The sequence below is a fragment of the Pseudomonas sp. ES1 genome, from assembly GCF_050586605.1.
GTDB lineage: Bacteria > Pseudomonadota > Gammaproteobacteria > Pseudomonadales > Pseudomonadaceae > Aquipseudomonas > Aquipseudomonas sichuanensis.
The window spans coordinates 1-16,858 of the sequence record NZ_JBOBDM010000086.1; the positions used below are offsets into that span (position 1 = coordinate 1).

Genomic DNA, 16,858 nt, shown 5'->3' on the forward strand with positions numbered 1-16,858 from the left:
CTGATGGATTTTAGAGACCACCTACGACCGCTTCGGCAACCAGGCCAGCGAACGCCGCGGCCACGGCCAGCAGCTGGTCACCGATTACCAGTACGACAGCCAGCACCGCCTTGCCAGCGTCCAGCTGCCCGACGGCCGCCAAGCCCGCTACCGCTACGATACCTTCGGACGGCGCGTGTCCAAGGACGTCGACGGCACCGAAACCGCCTTCATCTGGCAAGGCGAGCGCCTGCTGGCCGAGCACTGCCAGGGTCGCTGGCGCAGCTACGTGTACGAACCCGGCAGCTTCCGCCCGATGGTGATGCTGCTACGCGACGGCGACACCCCCGCCGAGGCCCTGCACTACCACCTCGACCACCTTGGCACTCCCCAGGAGCTGACCGCCGTCAATGGCCGCATCCGCTGGTCGGCGCGCTACCGCGCCTACGGCCACGTGCTGCGGCTGGACGTGGACCAGGTCGACAATCCCCTGCGCTTCCAGGGGCAGTACTACGATGAAGAAACCGGGCTGCATTACAACCGGCACCGCTATTACAACCCGCAGACCGGGCGCTACCTGACGCCGGATCCGATTGGACTGGCGGGTGGGGTTAATGGGTATTTGTATGGTGTGAACCCGACGGGGTGGGTGGATCCGTTGGGGTTGGAGGCGTGTTGTCCGGAGGTATTCACCTATCGGGGAATGCCAGTTAACAAGGGGATAAAGCAACATATGGAGAGGTTTGACGGCTTTAGCCAGAAGCATGGAGTTAAAGGGGCGCATAGTCGAAGTGAATTTATGAGGGTGGTGGATGAAAGGCGGCTGCATATAATTTCGGAAGCTCCAGGTGATGTGGATGGGATTACTCAGGTTTTTTATGGGCGGGATTTACTGGGGCGGGACGGGACTGTGATTGGTGTAAAGAAATTTCAAAATCCGAAAACGGTTTATGATGAAGTTAAGCATCCTACGGATAGTTTGTATCTCAGCGGTCTCAGAGCGGCTTTGAGTAAATACGATGAAAAGGTTAAGCAGGGGAAACGTTCCTATAGCGCTTATCATGGTGGAATAAGATTTACTATTTATATGGATGAGAATACTAAGGTTATCACTAACTTTCATCCATCTATCGAAGGAGGCTAGTATGATTAACGCTAGTGATGAGAGGGTGATGAAAGCTTGTATGGATGTTTTTGAAGTGACGAGTAGCTTGGAGTGTCGGAGTTTTATAGGTGTTTTGCTCGATGGGCTTCTGGACTTAAAGTGTGTTGGGTTGGAAATGGCAGGTGTCTATCTTGGGTGTGATAGCGACCCCCTCAGTATTCCCGATTACCTGGATATTGAGGGTTTTGATATGTCGTTTGAGTATATGGATAGGTATGTTGTTTGCTCAATGGTTGAAGGTGCTAAATTCATAGAGGAGTGGTGTAGTGCTAATGTGGTCGCGGAAAAGGAGAGGGTGAGTAACTCTTGTGATAAGTTGGTGAGGCTTTACGGTGGTATGACGGTCCTTGTTAAGAATGAAATTCCAAAAGATTGCCTTTTGGGTGTTTTTCTTTGTTCTGGCTTTGGTGTGAATGGTTGTATTGAGGATCTGCTTGAGTCTCTCTTGAGTTTCAAGGGGGTAAGTATAGGTATGTCTGGGGTTTATCTGGGGTGTGATGAGGATCCGGAAAATATTCCAGCGCATTTGAGTGGAAAAGGGGTTGAGATGTCATTTGGTTATATGGATGAGTATATCGTTTGTTCCATGTCTGTTGGGGCTTTTTATATCCGTGATTGGTGTGAAAAAAACGTCCGATCTGAAGGTGTTGGGTCTGAAAGGGTAGCGATAATGGCTGCCTGTAATAGATTGGTGAAGCTCTATGAAAATTTTGATGATGTAAGGCATGATCTTTAGAAGGTTATGCGGTGTTTGCTCTGGTGTTCTAGTTGGAGAAGTTGTCAATTTTTGTCAGGTCGTGAGGCGGTAGAGGGTTGAGTGTGCTAAATAAGGTTGAAAGTGAAATAATGAGTGCCTGCCTGCATGATTTCAATTTGTGTAAAGCTTGGGGCGTGAAAGTTTTATTGGTGTTTTGCTTGAGCGGCTGTTAAATCTTGAAGGCATTGGTACAGAAATGTCGGGGGTCTTTCTAGGGTGTGATAGTGACCCGCGCAGCATTCCAGATTTTTGAATGCTGATGGATTTTGTATGTCGCTTGAGTATGTGGAGGAGTATGTTGTTTGCTCTATGCGTGATGGTGCGAAGTATATAGAGGAGTGATGTGATAAAAATGTAGTCTTTGAAAGATATAGGTTGGATGAAGGGGGTAATCATTTTCTGCATGAAGAAGCCGCCGTAAACGGGCGCGCGTGGGTGGTGTGAGAGGCCACATACTTGTGCAGAGAGTCCATGTGAGTAGGGGTAAAATATCCACTGAGAAGGGACGGTGATGTGGAGTATTTAAAGATTGAAATTGAAGAAGAAATTAAGGCTAATTCGATTAAGGCTGAGCGGGTTGAAGAGATGGAGTTGCGAGGCTTGCTAGATTATTTAGATTTGAATTTTTATGGTGGTTGCGGAAATCTTGATTCGTTTTATATGCAGAGGGCTTGTAGGTATTATGACGAAAATTTCTGGAGAGGCATATCCAAGCATCATGTGGAGTTTGTGTACTTGTTGGTAGTGGATGAAAAGTGGCATGCCTGGAAGTTTGAGGGTAAGGAGGGGTTACAGCTTTTGATAAACGAAACTACGGCGTTTAGATTTTGGCTGCTTGATGCTGCAAGACGCGTGTTGGTCTATTTCGGGGATAGTGATTGCGTGCATTGGTCGCGAATCGAGTGATTGTGTTGGAGGAGGGGCGTGTTGACCGAGATATGAAGGGTTTGGGAGATGATCCAGGGCTTGCAGCAAGTCAGCTTGGCCCGAAAGTCCCGCACATTGGTTACCAGACTGCTGGGAAGCGCAGGCGTGCCGGGTCATTAAGTGGGCATATTCTCGTTCAACGAGTACATGTTGCAAGAGGCAGAGCGTCAGAGGGGTAGTAGGTTGTATGGAGTATTTGAAGTTGGAAATTGAAGAGGAGATAGCTCTGCATTCGCTAAATGTGGAGCGGATAGAAGGTGAGCATTTGAAAGGGCTTATGGATTATTTGAGTCATAATTTTTATGGTAGTGGTGCTTGTTTTGAGTTCGCTTACAGGCAGAGGCCGATGGTTCGCTATGATAAAAATTTCTGGAGCAAGATATCAAGGCAGTCGGATAACTTTGTTTATCTGTTTGTTCGAGATAGTGATTGGCATGCTTGGAGGTTCGAAAGCAAAGAGGATCTACAGCTGCTTATAGCGGAAACAACGAGGTATGTTTTTTGGTTGCTAGATTCTGCCAAGAAGGTTTTAGTGTTTTTTGGAGATAGCGATGAAGTGGTCTGGTCGCATGTAGAGTAAGCTTACGTGGTGTTTGAGTGTTGTGGTGGGCGTGTACTATTTGATGGGTGCGTTTGGTTTGTTGCTGTCGCGAGAAAATACTACGCTATTGAAGCGGAGTAGTGTTAGTTCGGTTGGCCTCTGTTGTCGTGAGGTTTCGGAAGTCATGGGTGGCTTGCGAGATGCGGAAGGGACGTAAGCGAGATATGAGCTATTTGCAGAAAGAGATTGAAGAGGAATTGTTGAATAATTCCATTGAGGTTGTTCGCGTGCTTGGTGCGGAGCTCGATGAGTTTCTGAACTACGTAGAAATTTTTTATGAATCGGGTGGTGGGTTGGATCCTCGTTATATTAGGGAAGCTAGTAGTTGTTATGATGCTGATTTTTGGAGGAAGGTAGTTTGCCAGGAAGAGAGTTTTGTCTATTTGATGGTGGTGGATAATGAGTGGCATGTTTGGCAATTTCAGTCGCCAAAGGATTTGCAGTTGTTGCTGCATGAGACCACTGGGTTTATATACTGGCTGATTGACTCGGCAAAGAAAGTGTTGGTGTTTTGTGGTGATAGTGATGAAGTGGTCTGGTCGCGGGTAGAGTGATGGGGTGCCACGATTTTTATTGACTGCAAAAGGCTGGTGCTGCGTTGCCAGCTCACTCGGACCTAAATGCCTCGAGAATTGTACGTGGTCCTCTCCGGTTACCGCGAGTTCATCCTGGCCACGCCACCCTTGTAGCGGGCAGCGTAGTGCTGCGGGGTTACCCCGTGCACGCGACGGAAGGCACCGATGAAGTGGCTCTGGTCATAAAAGCCCAGGCCGAGCGCCACGTCCTGCGGGTGCTGGCCTGCGCGCAGGCGGCGCCGCGCTTCGATCAGGCGCAGCTGCATGTGGTACTGCAGCGGCCCAAGGCCGGTGGCTTTCTTGAAGCAGCGCGCGTAGTGGTATTTGCTGAGCCCGGCCAGCTGCGCCAGTTGCTCAAGCTCCAGGCGGCTGTCGAGGCTCGCGTGCATCGCGGCCAGGCTGCGGCTGACAGCGAGCGACTGCTCGCCGGGCGTAACCGTGGGTTGTTCGAGCAATTGCGCCACCAGCAACAGCAATGCCTGCTCGCGCTCGCCAGCGTCGGCCCGGGCCAGGTCGAGCAGGGCTGTAAACAGGCCGGGGTGCTCGAGGATGCCCTGCTCGAACGCCGGGGGCTGGTCGGTCGAGCGCAGATTATTGTCACCGATCACCTGGCGCAGGGTGTCGGTCGCCAGGTGCAGGCTGATGTATTCAACGCCGTCCGGGCCGAAGGTCGAAGCCTGCACGGCCAATGGGTTGTACAAGGTTACGCGGCGGGCGGGTACAGCCAGCTCGCGACCGTCCAGCCATATCTGTTCGGCACCTCGCAAATTGGCACCCAGCACGTATTCGTCGTGGGTATGGCGAGCAAAACTGGCACTGCCCTGCGCGTGCACCCACGACAACTCCAGCTGTGCGCAGGCGAGCAGGGGTTGGCTGGTCAACGGCATGGGGGCGCTTCCCTCTGGCGGATCTGGGCTACGCTATCGAACCAGCATGGCCCGGTGCAATGGCCGCCACGTCAATTCAGCGAGACCAATGATGATGAGCCCGATCCCCGTTCGCTACGAAGATGGCCGGGCGCTGACCCTCGTCGGCTTCGCCGAGCGTTTCAGCATGGCCGATCTCAGTGGGCTGCCGCGCCTGTGGCAGCGCTTCGGGCCGCATATCGGGCATGTGCCCGGCGCCCATGGCCATGACAGTTATGGTGTGTGCTACAACCCCGACGGCCAGGGTGGCTTCGACTATCTGGCCGGCGTCGAGGTTGCTGCGACTGCCGAGTTGCCCGCCGGCTTCACTCACCTGACGCTCTCGCCGCAGCATTACGCAGTGTTCGAACACCACGGCAGCCTGCAGGGTATCAAGGCGACCTTCGACGGCATTTTCCAGCAGTGGCTGCCTGCCTCCGGCGAGCGCTCGGCCAATGCCGCAGTGTTCGAGCGTTACCCGGCCGGGTTCGACCCTGCCGACCCGCAGGCCGTCATGGAAATCTGGATTCCGCTCGAGCGCCGCTGAGGCGACGGGAAATTCTCCCAGGCACTGTCGATTTGCCCGATCCCCGTTCGACCAAAGGTGAACGCAATATCAACGCCGTCGCCCCAACGTCCGGAGGACACATCGATGAACAGCGCAGCCGAACAAGAAATCCGCCAACTGATCGAGCACTGGATCCAGGTCGTGCGTGATCGCGATGTCGACAAGATAGTCGCCCCCTACGCCGACGACATCCTCGCCTTCGATGCGATCCAGGCCCTGCAGTTCAAGGGCAAGGCCGCCTACCGCGCGCACTGGGAAATGTGCATGGGTTTTTGCACCGGCCCCATGGTATTCGAAGTGGCGCAACTGACCGTGCATGCCGACGGCGACCTGGGCCTGGCCCACTGGCTCAACCGCTGCGGGCCCTCTGACGATGAAAGCCAGTGCGGTTTCATGCGGGTCACGGTGGCGTACCGGCGTCAGGCGGGTCAATGGCAGGTCATCCATGAGCACTGGTCGGCACCCTTCGACATGGAAACGCAAAAAGCCCTGTTCGACCTCAAGCCCTGAAGCCTGTCGACCGCCCATCGCCACCTCACGCTGGAGACGATCATGAAATACCTGTGCCTGGTCTACTGTGATGAAGGGCTGTTGCACAGCCTGCCCGACAGCCCCGAAGACGCCGAATGCATGGCCTACGCCCAGTCCATCCAGGGCTCCGGGCGCATGCTCGCCGCCGAGGCGCTGAAGCCTGTGCAGACGGCGACCACGGTACGCGTGCGCGGTGGGCACATGAGCCTCACCGACGGCCCGTTCGCCGAAACCAAGGAGCAGCTGGCGGGCTTCTACCTGGTCGATGCCCGCGACCTCAACGAGGCGCTGAACATCGCCAAGGGCATCCCGGCTGCACGGGTTGGCAGTGTTGAAGTGCGGCCCGTACGCGAACTGCAACCCTGAAGGAGAACAACCAGCATGACACTGGTGCAACCGCTACAGGCCCCGCACGAGCTGTCCATCAGCCGCCTGATCGATGCCCCGCCGGCCAAGGTGTTCCGGGCCTGGACCGAACCCCAATGGCTGATGCAGTGGTGGGGGCCGCACGGCATGACCACCCCGGAATGCGAGATGCAACTGTGGACGGGTGGGCTGTTCCGCACCTTGATGCGTGCGCCTGACGGCAGCGAATACCCGCATCAGGGCGTGTTCCTGGAAATCCACCCACCGCACCGGCTGGTCTTCACCGACGCTTTCCGCCCAGGGTGGGTGCCGTCGGAGAAGGCCTTCATGACCGCCGTGGTCACCTTCGACGAAGAGCATGGCAAGACCCGCTATACCGCGCGTGCCTGGCACTGGAGTGCCGCCGACTGCCTTGCCCATGAAGAAATGGGCTTTCATCAGGGCTGGGGAGAAAGCCTGGACCGCCTGGTGGAGGTAGTGACCCAGCGGATGCCGGACTGATGCAAGCGCCGGCGCAGGTACGCGAGGAGGTCGAGGCGGTCTATCGCCGCGACTCGCGGCGCATCCTGGCTACCCTGATCCGCTTGCTGGGGGATTTCGACCTGGCCGAGGAGGCCATGCACGATGCCTTCTTCATTGCCGTCGAGCGTTGGCAGCGCGACGGCATCCCCGACAATCCGCGGGCCTGGCTGGTCTCGACCGGGCGTTTCAAGGCTATCGACGCCTTGCGCCGGCGTGCCCGTTTCGACCGTTCCCAGGCCGAGCTGATCATGCTGCTCGAAGGCGAGGCGCACGATCCCGGCGATGAGGAGCTGCTGGCCGACGATCGTCTGCGTCTGATCTTCACCTGCTGCCACCCGTCGCTGGCCTTCGATGCCCAGGTGGCGCTGACCCTGCGCGAGGTGTGCGACCTCACCACCGAGCAGATCGCCCGTGCCTTCCTGCAGAGCCCGACGACCATCGCCCAGCGTATTGTGCGCGCCAAGGCGAAAATCCGTGATGCCAGGATCCCCTACCAGGTGCCCGCCATGAACGAGTTGCCCGAGCGTCTGGAAAGCGTGTTGCGGGTGATCTACCTGGTGTTCAACGAAGGCTATTCGGCTTCGACGGGCGAAGACGTGGTGACCCAGGCGTTGACCGATGAGGCTATTCGCCTGGGCCGCCTGGTTGGGCAGTTGCTGCCGGATGCCGAGGTGCTCGGCCTGTTGGCGTTGATGCTGCTGCAGGCCTCGCGGCAAAGAGCGCGCAGCGATGCCGAAGGCGAACTGGTGGTGCTCGATGAGCAGGACCGCAGCCTGTGGGATCGCGCGCAGATCGAGGAAGGTTGTCAGTTGGTGCAGCGGGCATTGCGCAGCCGCGCGTTCGGGCCCTACAGCCTGCAGGCGGCGATTGCCGCAGTCCATGCCGAGGCACCCAGCGCCGCAGCCACGGACTGGGATGAGGTGGTCGGGTTGTATGAGGTGCTGCAACGGCATTGGCCGTCACCGGTGGTCGAGCTGAACCATGCGGCGGCGCTGGCTCGTCGGGATGGTGCGCAGGTGGGACTGCAGGCCGTGGAGGCCATACTTGGGCGGGGCGAGCTGGGTGATTATCACCTGGCCCATGCCGCGCGGGCCGAGCTGCATCGGCAGCTGGGCAACATCGAACAGGCCCGCAGTGCCTGGCAGCAGGCATTGGCGCTGACCCGGCAGGGGCCGGAACGGCGGCATATCGAGCGACGCCTGCGCGAGCTGGGCTAGGCACAACCCTCGCAAGCCCGTGCTCTGTGGGGCAACTGCCTGGTGTCACTCGCACTGGCCTCATCGCCGGCAAGCCGGCTCCCACAGGGATCGCGCTAGCTTTAGCAGTGGAGTAAGACAGTTGCTCCTACAAAGACAGTTGCTCTCACATGAGCGTGGCACGATCCATGTGGGAGCTGGCTTGCCAGCGAAAGGGGCCTGCAAGGCCCCCTAAAAACAGTGATCAGCTGGCGACGAAATTCGGCGGGCTCACCAGTTCGACGGTCTGCAGCTTGCGCGGCGCCAGGATCTCGGCCTCACCGGCGACCACCAGCTCGTCGTTCTGGTTGTACACGTTGGTGGCGATGCGCACCTTGAACTTGGGCAGCTTCTCGAGCACTTCCAGGCGCACGGTCAGGGTGTCGCCGATCTTTACCGGCTTCTGGAAGCTCATCTGCTGACCCAGGTAGATAGTGCCGGGGCCAGGCAGGGTGCAGGCCACCGCGGCGCTGATCAGCGCACCGCTGAACATGCCGTGGGCGATGCGTTCGCGGAACATGCTCTTGGCGGCGAACTCGGCGTCGAGGTGCACCGGGTTGTGGTCACCGGACATCGCGGCGAACAGCTGGATGTCGCGTTCTTCCACGGACTTCTTGTACTCAGCTTTCTGGCCGACTTCGAGGGCTTCGTAAGGCGTGTTGCTGACCTGGGTCATCGGGGCTTCCTTGTGGGGCGGGCGAGGCTGCCTATCATTCACTGCGGGCAGGGCGGCCAAGGGCCAGCGCCTGCTCCAGCCAGCCGATGATATCGGCGCAGACCTCGTCGCGATGGGTTTCGTTGAGCACTTCGTGCCGTGCGCCAGGATAGACGCGCAACTGCACGTGGCGGTTGCCGGTCGCGCGCAGGGCGTCGGCCAGAACCGTGAGACGCTTGCCGGCACTCACCGGATCACATTCACCGCCAATGACCAGCACTGGCAGGTTCGGATCGATCTGCGCGAGGTGCTTGGCCTGGCTGATCTGCGCCAGGCCCTGCAGCAGGTCGAGCCACAGTTGGTTGCTGCAGCGAAAGCCGCACAGCGGGTCGGCGATGTACTTGTCCACCTCGTCCGGGTCGCGGCTGAGCCAGTCGAAGGCAGTTCGGTTGGGCTTGAACGCCTTGTTGAACGCACCGAACGACAGCCAGTCGATCAACGCGCTCTTGCCCAGCGGCCCCTGGCGCCAGGCTTCGAGCCGAGCGATCAGGCGCGCGCTGCGGTACAGCGCTGCAGGCTGGAAGTTCGAGCCGCTGAGGATCGCCCCCTGCAGGCTGGCGCTGTGGTGCAGCAGGTAGGCCTGGGCGATATAGCTGCCCATGCTGTGGCCGAACAGGAACAGCGGTGTGCCGGGAAACTGCTGGCCGATGTGCTGGGCCAGCAAGCCCAGGTCGTTGACCACGGCATTCCAGCCATTGTGGCTGGCGAACAGGCCGAGGTGGCCCAGTTCGGCGGTGCGCCCGTGGCCACGCAGGTCGGGCGCGAACAGGGCGTAACCGGCGTCATTCAGGGCATGCCCCAGGCGCTGGTAGCGCCCGGCATGCTCGGCCATGCCATGGGCCAGCAACACCACGGCCTTGACCGGCGTGGCCGGCAGCCATTGGTGCACGTACAGGCTGCAATGCTCGCTGGCGGGCAGCCAGAAGGCGTCATGGGGCATGGCGGGTCCTTGCGCACGGAGTTCGAGGAACAGTGTATGCGCAAAGGCCACAATTGCAGGAAGGGCATAAATAAGATTCACAATGTTAATGGCAGCACTTGGCGTATTTGCCACCTTGGGCCGAACTGCTAACGTCGGCAGAACGCCTTTTTGCCACCTGGCATCAAGGTCAGGGAAGGTCCCGGCAGAGGAACAACAATAAATGCAAGCCGATTTCTGGAACGACAAGCGCCCGGCGGGCGTGCCTTCCACACTGGATTTGACGGCCTATGCGTCCGTCGTCGATGTTTTCGAGCGCTCCTGCAAGCGCTTCGCCGACCGCCCGGCATTCAGCAACCTGGGCGTGACCCTCAGCTATGCCGAGCTCGAACGCCACTCCGCGGCCTTCGCCGCTTGGCTGCAGCAGCATACCGACCTGGTACCGGGCGACCGCATCGCGGTGCAGATGCCCAACGTGCTGCAGTACCCCATCGCCGTGTTCGGCGCCCTGCGTGCCGGGCTGGTGGTGGTCAACACCAACCCGCTGTACACCGCACGCGAGATGCGCCACCAGTTCAAGGACTCCGGGGCCCGCGCGCTGGTCTACCTGAACATGTTCGGCAGCCGCGTGCAGGAGGTGTTGCCCGACACCGGCATCGAGTACCTGATCGAGGCGAAGATGGGCGACCTGCTGCCCGCCGCCAAGGGCTGGTTGATCAATACCGTGGTCGACAAACTGAAGAAGATGGTGCCCGCCTACCAGTTGCCCCAGGCCGTGTCGTTCAAGCAGGTGTTGCGCCTGGGGCGTGGGCTGACCCACAAAGCGGTGCCGCAAGTGCACGACGATATCGCCGTGCTGCAGTACACCGGCGGCACTACCGGCCTGGCCAAGGGCGCGATGCTCAGCCACGGCAACCTGGTGGCCAACATGCTGCAGGTATTGGCTTGCTTCGCCCAGCATGGCCCCGACGGCCAGCCGCTGATCAAGGAAGGCCAGGAGGTCATGATTGCGCCGCTGCCGCTGTATCACATCTATGCATTCACCGCGAACTGCATGTGCATGATGGTCACCGGCAACCACAACGTGCTGATCACCAACCCCCGCGACATATCGGGCTTCATCAAGGAGCTGGGCAAGTGGCGGTTCTCGGGGCTGCTGGGGCTGAACACACTGTTCGTCGCCTTGATGGACCACCCCGGCTTCAAATCCCTGGATTTTTCCGCGCTCAAGGTCACCAACTCCGGCGGTACGGCGCTGGTCAAGGCCACCGCCGAGCGCTGGGAAGCCCTGACCGGCTGTCGCATCGTCGAAGGCTACGGCCTGACCGAGACGTCCCCGGTGGCCAGTACCAACCCTTACGGCCAACTGGCGCGGTTGGGGACGGTGGGCATCCCGGTGGTCGGTACGGCATTCAAGGTGATAGACGACGAGGGTAACGAGCAGCCGCTGGGTGAGCGCGGCGAGCTGTGCATCAAGGGGCCGCAGGTGATGAAGGGCTACTGGCAGCAACCGCAAGCCACGGCCCAGGCGCTGGATGCCGAAGGCTGGTTCAAGACCGGCGACATTGCGATCATCGACCCGGACGGCTTCACCCGCATCGTCGACCGCAAGAAGGACATGATCATCGTCTCGGGTTTCAACGTGTACCCCAACGAAATCGAGGACGTGGTGATGAACCACCCGCAGGTGGCCAGCTGTGCGGCCATCGGTGTACCGGACGAACGTTCCGGCGAGGCGGTCAAGCTGTTCGTGGTGCCGCGCGCGGGGGGGCTGAGCGTTGACGAGCTCAAGGCTTACTGCAAGGCCAACTTCACCGGCTACAAGGTGCCCAAGCACATCGTCCTTCGTGATTCGTTGCCGATGACACCGGTGGGCAAGATCTTGCGTCGGGAGCTGCGCGATATCGCCTGAGGCTTTGCAGGTCCTGTGGGAGCGGGTTTACCCGCGAACGCGTAGGCGGGGCCACTGCCAAGTTCGCGGGTGAACCCGCTCCCATAGCAGTAATGGCTCTATTTCGGCATTTTCAGCCGATATTGCGACACTTTGGCTAAATACTCTAAAAATGACTTGTACATTTCTTTGAGTCATTTTTGTGACCGGGAGGCCTGTTTCGGCCTCTAGGCGACCCCTGGTAAAGCTGTTACTCTCGGCGCGCTTTCCCAGGATCCGGTTTGCAATGAGCCGGCTTCGCATATCAATAATAAGCGCATCGACGCGTACCGAATTCGCTGTTGCTGAAGGAGCGGGCTTCCATGATCGAACATTTTTGGAAGGATAAGTACCCAGCCGGGGTCACGGCGGACATCAATCCTGACGAATTCCCCAATATCCAGGCGGTTCTCAAGCAATCCTGCCAACGCTTTGCCGACAAACCTGCCTTTAGCAACCTGGGCAAGACCATCACCTACGGCGAACTGTATGCGCTGTCCGGCGCCTTTGCCGCCTGGCTGCAGCAGCATACCGACCTGAAGCCGGGCGATCGCATAGCCGTCCAGTTGCCCAACGTCCTGCAATACCCTGTCGCCGTGTTCGGCGCCATGCGTGCCGGGCTGATCGTGGTCAACACCAACCCGCTGTACACCGCGCGGGAGCTGGAGCACCAGTTCAACGATTCCGGCGCCAAGGCGCTGGTGTGCCTGGCCAACATGGCGCACCTGGCCGAGAAGGTCGTGCCGAAGACCCAGGTCAAGCACGTCATTGTCACCGAAGTGGCCGACCTGTTGCCACCGCTCAAGCGCTTGCTGGTCAACAGCGTCATCAAGTACGTGAAGAAAATGGTGCCGGCCTACAACCTGCCCAAGGCCGTGCGCTTCAACGATGCGCTGGCCCTGGGCAAGGGCGGCGCGGTGACCGAGGCCAACCCGCAGGCCAACGATGTGGCAGTGCTGCAGTACACCGGCGGCACCACCGGCGTGGCCAAGGGCGCGATGCTCACCCACCGCAACCTGGTCGCCAACATGCTGCAGTGTCGCGCGCTGATGGGCTCGAACCTGCACGAAGGCTGCGAGATCCTCATCACCCCGCTGCCGCTGTACCACATCTACGCCTTCACCTTCCATTGCATGGCCATGATGCTGATCGGTAACCACAACATACTCATCAGCAACCCGCGCGACCTGCCGGCCATGGTCAAGGAGCTGGGCAAGTGGAAGTTCAGCGGCTTCGTCGGCCTGAACACCTTGTTCGTCGCCCTGTGCAACAACGAAACCTTCCGCAACCTGGATTTCTCGGGGCTGAAAATCACCTTGTCCGGTGGCATGGCGCTGCAGCAGAGCGTGGCCGAGCGCTGGAGGACGGTGACCGGCTGCGCCATCTGTGAAGGTTACGGCATGACCGAGACCAGCCCGGTGGCGACGGTCAACCCGTCCGAGGCCAACCAGGTCGGCACCATCGGCATCCCGGTACCCTCGACCCTGTGCAAGGTCATCGACGACAACGGTCAGGAACTGCCGCTGGGCGAAGTAGGCGAACTGTGCATCAAGGGCCCGCAGGTGATGAAGGGCTACTGGCAGCGTGAAGAGGCCACCGCCGAGATCCTCGACAGCAATGGCTGGCTGAAGACCGGCGACATCGCCGTGATCCAGCCGGACGGCTACATGCGCATCGTCGACCGCAAGAAGGACATGATCCTGGTCTCGGGTTTCAACGTGTACCCCAACGAGCTCGAAGACGTGCTCGCCGCCTTGCCGGGTGTGCTGCAGTGCGCTGCCATCGGCGTGCCGGACGAAAAATCCGGCGAGGTGATCAAGGTGTTCATCGTGGTCAAGCCAGGCATGACCGTCACCAAGGAGCAGGTGTTGGAGCACATGCGCGCCAACGTCACCGGCTACAAGGTGCCGCGCTACATCGAGTTCCGCGATGCACTGCCGACCACCAACGTCGGCAAGATCCTGCGCCGCGAGCTGCGTGATGAAGAGCTGAAGAAGCAGGGCCTGAAGAAGATCGCCTGATAGCCTTCACCGGCCTCTTCGCGGGTAAACCCGCTCCCACAGGAGTCGCGCCGTTTTCAGAAGCGGCGATGAACCTGTGGGAGCGGGTTTACCCGCGAATGGGCCAGTGAAAATCAGCGCAGCTTTTCAAGCATCTGGTAGTACCACATCCCCGCCGCCAACAGCGGATTCCCCAGCAGATCCCCCATCGGCACCTTGATGTGCTTGCACGCCGCAAAGGTGTCGAATTTCTCCAGCGTCCCGGTCAATGCCTCGGCCATGATCTCGCCCATGATGTGGCTGGTGGCGATGCCATGCCCGGAATAACCCTGGCAGTACCACACGTTGTCCGACAGCTTGCCCAGCTGCGGGATGCGGTTGACCACGATGCCCATGGCGCAGCTCCACTGGAACTCGATCGGCACGCCCTTGAGCGCCGGGAAGGTGCGTTCGATGCACGGGCGCAGTTCGGCTTCGATATCCCGCGAATCACGCCCGGAATAGTTGGCGCCACCGCCGAACAGCAGGCGCTTGTCGGCGGTCAGGCGGTAGTAGTCGAGGACGAAGCGGCAGTCGTATACCGCCAGGTCCTGGGGGTTGATCTGCGCGGCCAGTTCGCCCAGTGGCGCGGTGGTGACGATGCCGCCCATGGCCGGGAAGATCTTGCCCTTGAGCTGGCGCTTTTCCAGCTTGTGGTAGACATCGCCGGCCAGCATCACCTGCCGCGCTTCGATCCGGCCGTGGGCGGTGACCACCGCCGGGCGTGGCCCGTGGATGATGTCCAGGACCTCGGAGTTTTCGAAGATCAGTGCGCCCAGGCTGTGGGCCGCGCGGGCCTCGCCCAGGCACAGGTTGAGCGGGTGCAGGTGCAGGTTGCGGCGGTTCTTCAGTGCGCCGATGTACAGCGGGCTTTGCAGGTGCTCGGCCATGGCGGCGCGGTCGAGCAATTGCACCTGGTCGCCCATGCCGCGGCGCTGGGCCTCGGCCTCGAAGGCGCGCAGTTCGTGCAGGTGCGAGGGTTTCATCGCCGCATGCAGGTGGCCGCGCTTGAGGTCGCAGGCGATGCCATAGCGCTCCACCCGCTGCTCGATGATCTGGTGCCCGCGCCAGCGCAGGTGCCAGATGAAGTCATCCACCTCGGCACCGAGCCGTTCACGCATCTGCGTGCGCATGGCCTCGTCGCCCGACAGGCTGCCGGTCACCTGCCCGCCGTTACGCCCGCTGGCGCCCCAGCCAATGCGGTTGGTCTCGACGATGGCGACCTTCAGGCCGCGCTCGGCCAGTTCCACTGCGGTGGCCACGCCGGTGAAACCGCCGCCGATGATCGCCACGTCGACCTGCACCGTGCCCTTGAGGGTGGGGTATTCGCTGTGGTCGTTGAGGCTGGCGCTGTAATAGGACGGCGCGCGCTGGGCCGGCCCCTTGTTCACTGCTGCGTTCATGAGTGTTCCTTGTTGTAATTCGTCTGTCAGGCCTGGTGCAGGTACCAGCGCCAGTCCTGCTCGCCCACTTCGGCCATGAACTGGCGGTACTCGGCGCGCTTGACCTTCAGGTACACACCCAGGAAGGCCTCGCCGAAGGCTTCCCGGGCCCACGCCGAACGTTCCAGGGCATCAAGGGTGGTGAGCCAGTCGGTGGGCAGGTGCTCGGTGGCCTGGGCATAGCCGTTGCCTTGCACCGGTGCGCCCGGGTCTAGCTGCTCGCGAATGCCTTGGTGGCTGGCGGCCAGAATCGCTGCGGCGGCCAGGTAGGGGTTGGCGTCGGCGCCACAGATGCGGTGCTCCACATGCCGGCTGTTGGCCGGCCCGCCCGGCACGCGCAGGCTGACGGTGCGGTTGTCGACGCCCCAGGTCGGCGCCAGCGGCGCATAGCTGTTGGCCTGGAAGCGGCGGTACGAGTTGGCGTTGGGGCAGAACAGCAGCAGCGATTCGCGCAGGTGGCGCAGCATGCCGGCGACCGCCTGGCGCAGCAGCGGGGTGCCGGCCTTGTCCTCGCTGGCGAACAGGTTGTTGCCGTCGGCATCGGCCAGGCTCAGGTGCATGTGCATGCCGGTGCCGGCCAGCTGGGCGAACGGCTTGGCCATGAAGCAGGCCTGCATGCCGTGGGCGTGGGCGACGCCTTTGACCAGGCGTTTATAGCGCACGGCCTGATCCATCGCCTCCAGCGCATCGCCATGCTCCAGGGTGATTTCGACTTGGCCCGGGGCATATTCGGAGATCGCCGTGCGTGCCGGGATGCCCTGGGCCTTGCAGGCGGCATAGAGGTCGGCGAGGAAAGGTTCGATCTGTTCCAGTTCGCGCAGGCCATAGACCTGTGTAGTGCGCGGTCGGCCGCCATCGTTGTCCAGCGCCGGTTGCGGGCGGCCCTGGGCATCGCGCTGCTGGTCGAGCAGGTAGAACTCCAGCTCGCAGGCCATCACCGGGTAGTAACCGTCGGCCTTGAGCGCATCGATGGTGCGCAGCAGTATGTGGCGCGGGTCGGCGATGCTGGCTGGCATGCCTTCGCTGGGATGCATGCTGACCTGCACCGCCGCGGTCGGCACCCGGCGCCAGGGCAGGCGCACCAGGCTGCCTTGCAGCGGGTAGGCGCGGCAATCGATGTCGCCGACATCCCAGACCAGGCCGGAGTTTTCCACGTCGTCGCCGTTGAGGGTAAGGCCGAGGATGGTGCTCGGCAGCGGGCGGCCGGTTTCGAACACCGCCAGCAGTTCATCGCGGTGCAGCAGCTTGCCGCGTGGCACGCCGTTGGCGTCGAGGATGAACAGTTCGATCAGGTCGATATCGGGGTTGTCGGCCAGGAAGCGCCTGGCTTGCTCTGCGGGTGCAAAGTGCATGGTGGAATTCGCTCGCGCCCACGGGCGCACAGGACCGCCGTTGAGGTTCGGTCGGTCGTACTGAAAAGGTCGGCAGTGATGCCGCAACGGGTCAGTGAGTGGCGAGCGAGGTGTCTGGTGGGCGCGCGTGACGGCAGTGCCACAGGGCCCAGAAGGCGAGGATGACATGCACCAGCGGATTCTCGCCGGCACGGGCCCTGGCCTTCGGCAGCGAAGGGCGAGGCAGCGGGCGGGCGATGAGCGGGTCGGGGAGCATGCCTTGGATACTCACATGGTGCGTAAGGTTGATTAAAGCAGTGAATGGCGACGTTCATTCCGCGTTCGGCTAAA

The 16,858-nt window shown here is 60.4% G+C and carries 17 protein-coding genes and 1 pseudogene; 13 read left to right on the forward strand and 5 right to left on the reverse strand.

All coding sequences use genetic code 11. The annotated features are described in order from the left end of the window. Positions 1 to 22: 22 nt before the first annotated feature. The 6 genes and pseudogenes from ACQ4N9_RS24700 to ACQ4N9_RS24725 all read left to right on the forward strand — a co-directional run. A pseudogene (locus ACQ4N9_RS24700) lies at positions 23 to 1,123 on the forward strand (RHS repeat-associated core domain-containing protein); the annotation flags it as partial. Between the two features lies 1 nt (position 1,124). After that, the gene (locus ACQ4N9_RS24705; RefSeq protein WP_390967180.1) at positions 1,125 to 1,880 is read left to right on the forward strand and encodes a hypothetical protein; all 756 of its coding nucleotides are present in this window, start codon (positions 1,125 to 1,127) and stop codon (positions 1,878 to 1,880) included. Between the two features lie 534 nt (positions 1,881 to 2,414). Further along, positions 2,415 to 2,807, forward strand: a complete 393-nt coding sequence (locus tag ACQ4N9_RS24710; RefSeq protein ID WP_390967181.1) for a hypothetical protein — start codon at positions 2,415 to 2,417, stop codon at positions 2,805 to 2,807. A 32-nt stretch (positions 2,808 to 2,839) separates the two neighbouring features. Then, positions 2,840 to 3,007: a polymorphic toxin type 47 domain-containing protein gene (locus ACQ4N9_RS24715; protein ID WP_390967331.1), complete on the forward strand. Its 168-nt coding sequence runs from the start codon at positions 2,840 to 2,842 to the stop codon at positions 3,005 to 3,007. A gap of 23 nt (positions 3,008 to 3,030) precedes the next feature. Then, positions 3,031 to 3,408 (forward strand): hypothetical protein, encoded by a 378-nt coding sequence (locus ACQ4N9_RS24720; protein ID WP_390967182.1) that lies wholly within the window; start codon positions 3,031 to 3,033, stop codon positions 3,406 to 3,408. Positions 3,409 to 3,593: 185 nt separating this feature from the next. Further along, the gene (locus tag ACQ4N9_RS24725; protein ID WP_390967183.1) at positions 3,594 to 3,983 is read left to right on the forward strand and encodes a hypothetical protein; all 390 of its coding nucleotides are present in this window, start codon (positions 3,594 to 3,596) and stop codon (positions 3,981 to 3,983) included. A 98-nt stretch (positions 3,984 to 4,081) separates the two neighbouring features. Here ACQ4N9_RS24725 and ACQ4N9_RS24730 read toward each other — a convergent pair whose 3' ends face one another. Further along, positions 4,082 to 4,891 carry a helix-turn-helix transcriptional regulator gene (locus tag ACQ4N9_RS24730; RefSeq protein ID WP_390967184.1) on the reverse strand — a complete coding sequence of 270 codons (810 nt, stop codon included), beginning with the start codon at positions 4,889 to 4,891 and terminating at the stop codon, positions 4,082 to 4,084. Between the two features lie 94 nt (positions 4,892 to 4,985). Between ACQ4N9_RS24730 and ACQ4N9_RS24735 the strand changes: the two genes are divergently transcribed. The 5 genes from ACQ4N9_RS24735 (at position 4,986) to ACQ4N9_RS24755 (ending at position 8,113) form a co-directional block, all read left to right on the forward strand. Continuing rightward, entirely contained in the window at positions 4,986 to 5,456 is a 471-nt protein-coding gene (locus tag ACQ4N9_RS24735; protein WP_390967185.1) for a GyrI-like domain-containing protein, read from the forward strand. 105 nt (positions 5,457 to 5,561) lie between these two features. Beyond that, positions 5,562 to 5,987 (forward strand): YybH family protein, encoded by a 426-nt coding sequence (locus ACQ4N9_RS24740; RefSeq protein ID WP_390967186.1) that lies wholly within the window; start codon positions 5,562 to 5,564, stop codon positions 5,985 to 5,987. Positions 5,988 to 6,029: 42 nt separating this feature from the next. Further along, positions 6,030 to 6,374 (forward strand): YciI family protein, encoded by a 345-nt coding sequence (locus ACQ4N9_RS24745; RefSeq protein WP_323828522.1) that lies wholly within the window; start codon positions 6,030 to 6,032, stop codon positions 6,372 to 6,374. 15 nt (positions 6,375 to 6,389) lie between these two features. Beyond that, complete coding sequence (locus ACQ4N9_RS24750; protein ID WP_390967187.1) at positions 6,390 to 6,875, forward strand: SRPBCC family protein; 486 nt, start codon at positions 6,390 to 6,392, stop codon at positions 6,873 to 6,875. Next, entirely contained in the window at positions 6,875 to 8,113 is a 1,239-nt protein-coding gene (locus ACQ4N9_RS24755) for an RNA polymerase sigma factor (protein WP_390967188.1), read from the forward strand. Before ACQ4N9_RS24750 ends, ACQ4N9_RS24755 begins: the two co-directional genes overlap by 1 nt. A 223-nt stretch (positions 8,114 to 8,336) precedes the next feature. Here the strand turns inward: ACQ4N9_RS24755 and ACQ4N9_RS24760 are convergent, their stop codons facing one another. Together ACQ4N9_RS24760 and ACQ4N9_RS24765 are read right to left on the reverse strand one after the other, a co-directional pair. Further along, on the reverse strand, positions 8,337 to 8,807 hold the full coding sequence (locus ACQ4N9_RS24760; protein ID WP_347148530.1) for a MaoC family dehydratase: 471 nt from the start codon (positions 8,805 to 8,807) through the stop codon (positions 8,337 to 8,339). Between the two features lie 34 nt (positions 8,808 to 8,841). Beyond that, complete coding sequence (locus ACQ4N9_RS24765) at positions 8,842 to 9,786, reverse strand: alpha/beta hydrolase (protein ID WP_390967189.1); 945 nt, start codon at positions 9,784 to 9,786, stop codon at positions 8,842 to 8,844. A 202-nt stretch (positions 9,787 to 9,988) separates the two neighbouring features. Here ACQ4N9_RS24765 and fadD2 point away from each other — a divergent pair, with 202 nt between their 5' ends. Both fadD2 and fadD1 read left to right on the forward strand, forming a co-directional pair. Then, the gene (fadD2, locus tag ACQ4N9_RS24770; protein WP_390967190.1) at positions 9,989 to 11,677 is read left to right on the forward strand and encodes a long-chain-fatty-acid--CoA ligase FadD2; all 1,689 of its coding nucleotides are present in this window, start codon (positions 9,989 to 9,991) and stop codon (positions 11,675 to 11,677) included. A gap of 341 nt (positions 11,678 to 12,018) precedes the next feature. After that, positions 12,019 to 13,716, forward strand: coding sequence for a long-chain-fatty-acid--CoA ligase FadD1 (gene fadD1 / locus ACQ4N9_RS24775; RefSeq protein ID WP_390967191.1), 1,698 nt, complete (start codon positions 12,019 to 12,021; stop codon positions 13,714 to 13,716). 113 nt (positions 13,717 to 13,829) lie between these two features. Here the strand turns inward: fadD1 and ACQ4N9_RS24780 are convergent, their stop codons facing one another. Both ACQ4N9_RS24780 and ACQ4N9_RS24785 read right to left on the reverse strand, forming a co-directional pair. Continuing rightward, positions 13,830 to 15,137: an NAD(P)/FAD-dependent oxidoreductase gene (locus ACQ4N9_RS24780; protein ID WP_390967192.1), complete on the reverse strand. Its 1,308-nt coding sequence runs from the start codon at positions 15,135 to 15,137 to the stop codon at positions 13,830 to 13,832. 26 nt (positions 15,138 to 15,163) lie between these two features. Next, on the reverse strand, positions 15,164 to 16,528 hold the full coding sequence (locus ACQ4N9_RS24785; RefSeq protein ID WP_390967193.1) for a glutamine synthetase family protein: 1,365 nt from the start codon (positions 16,526 to 16,528) through the stop codon (positions 15,164 to 15,166). Between the last annotated feature and the right edge of the window lie 330 nt (positions 16,529 to 16,858).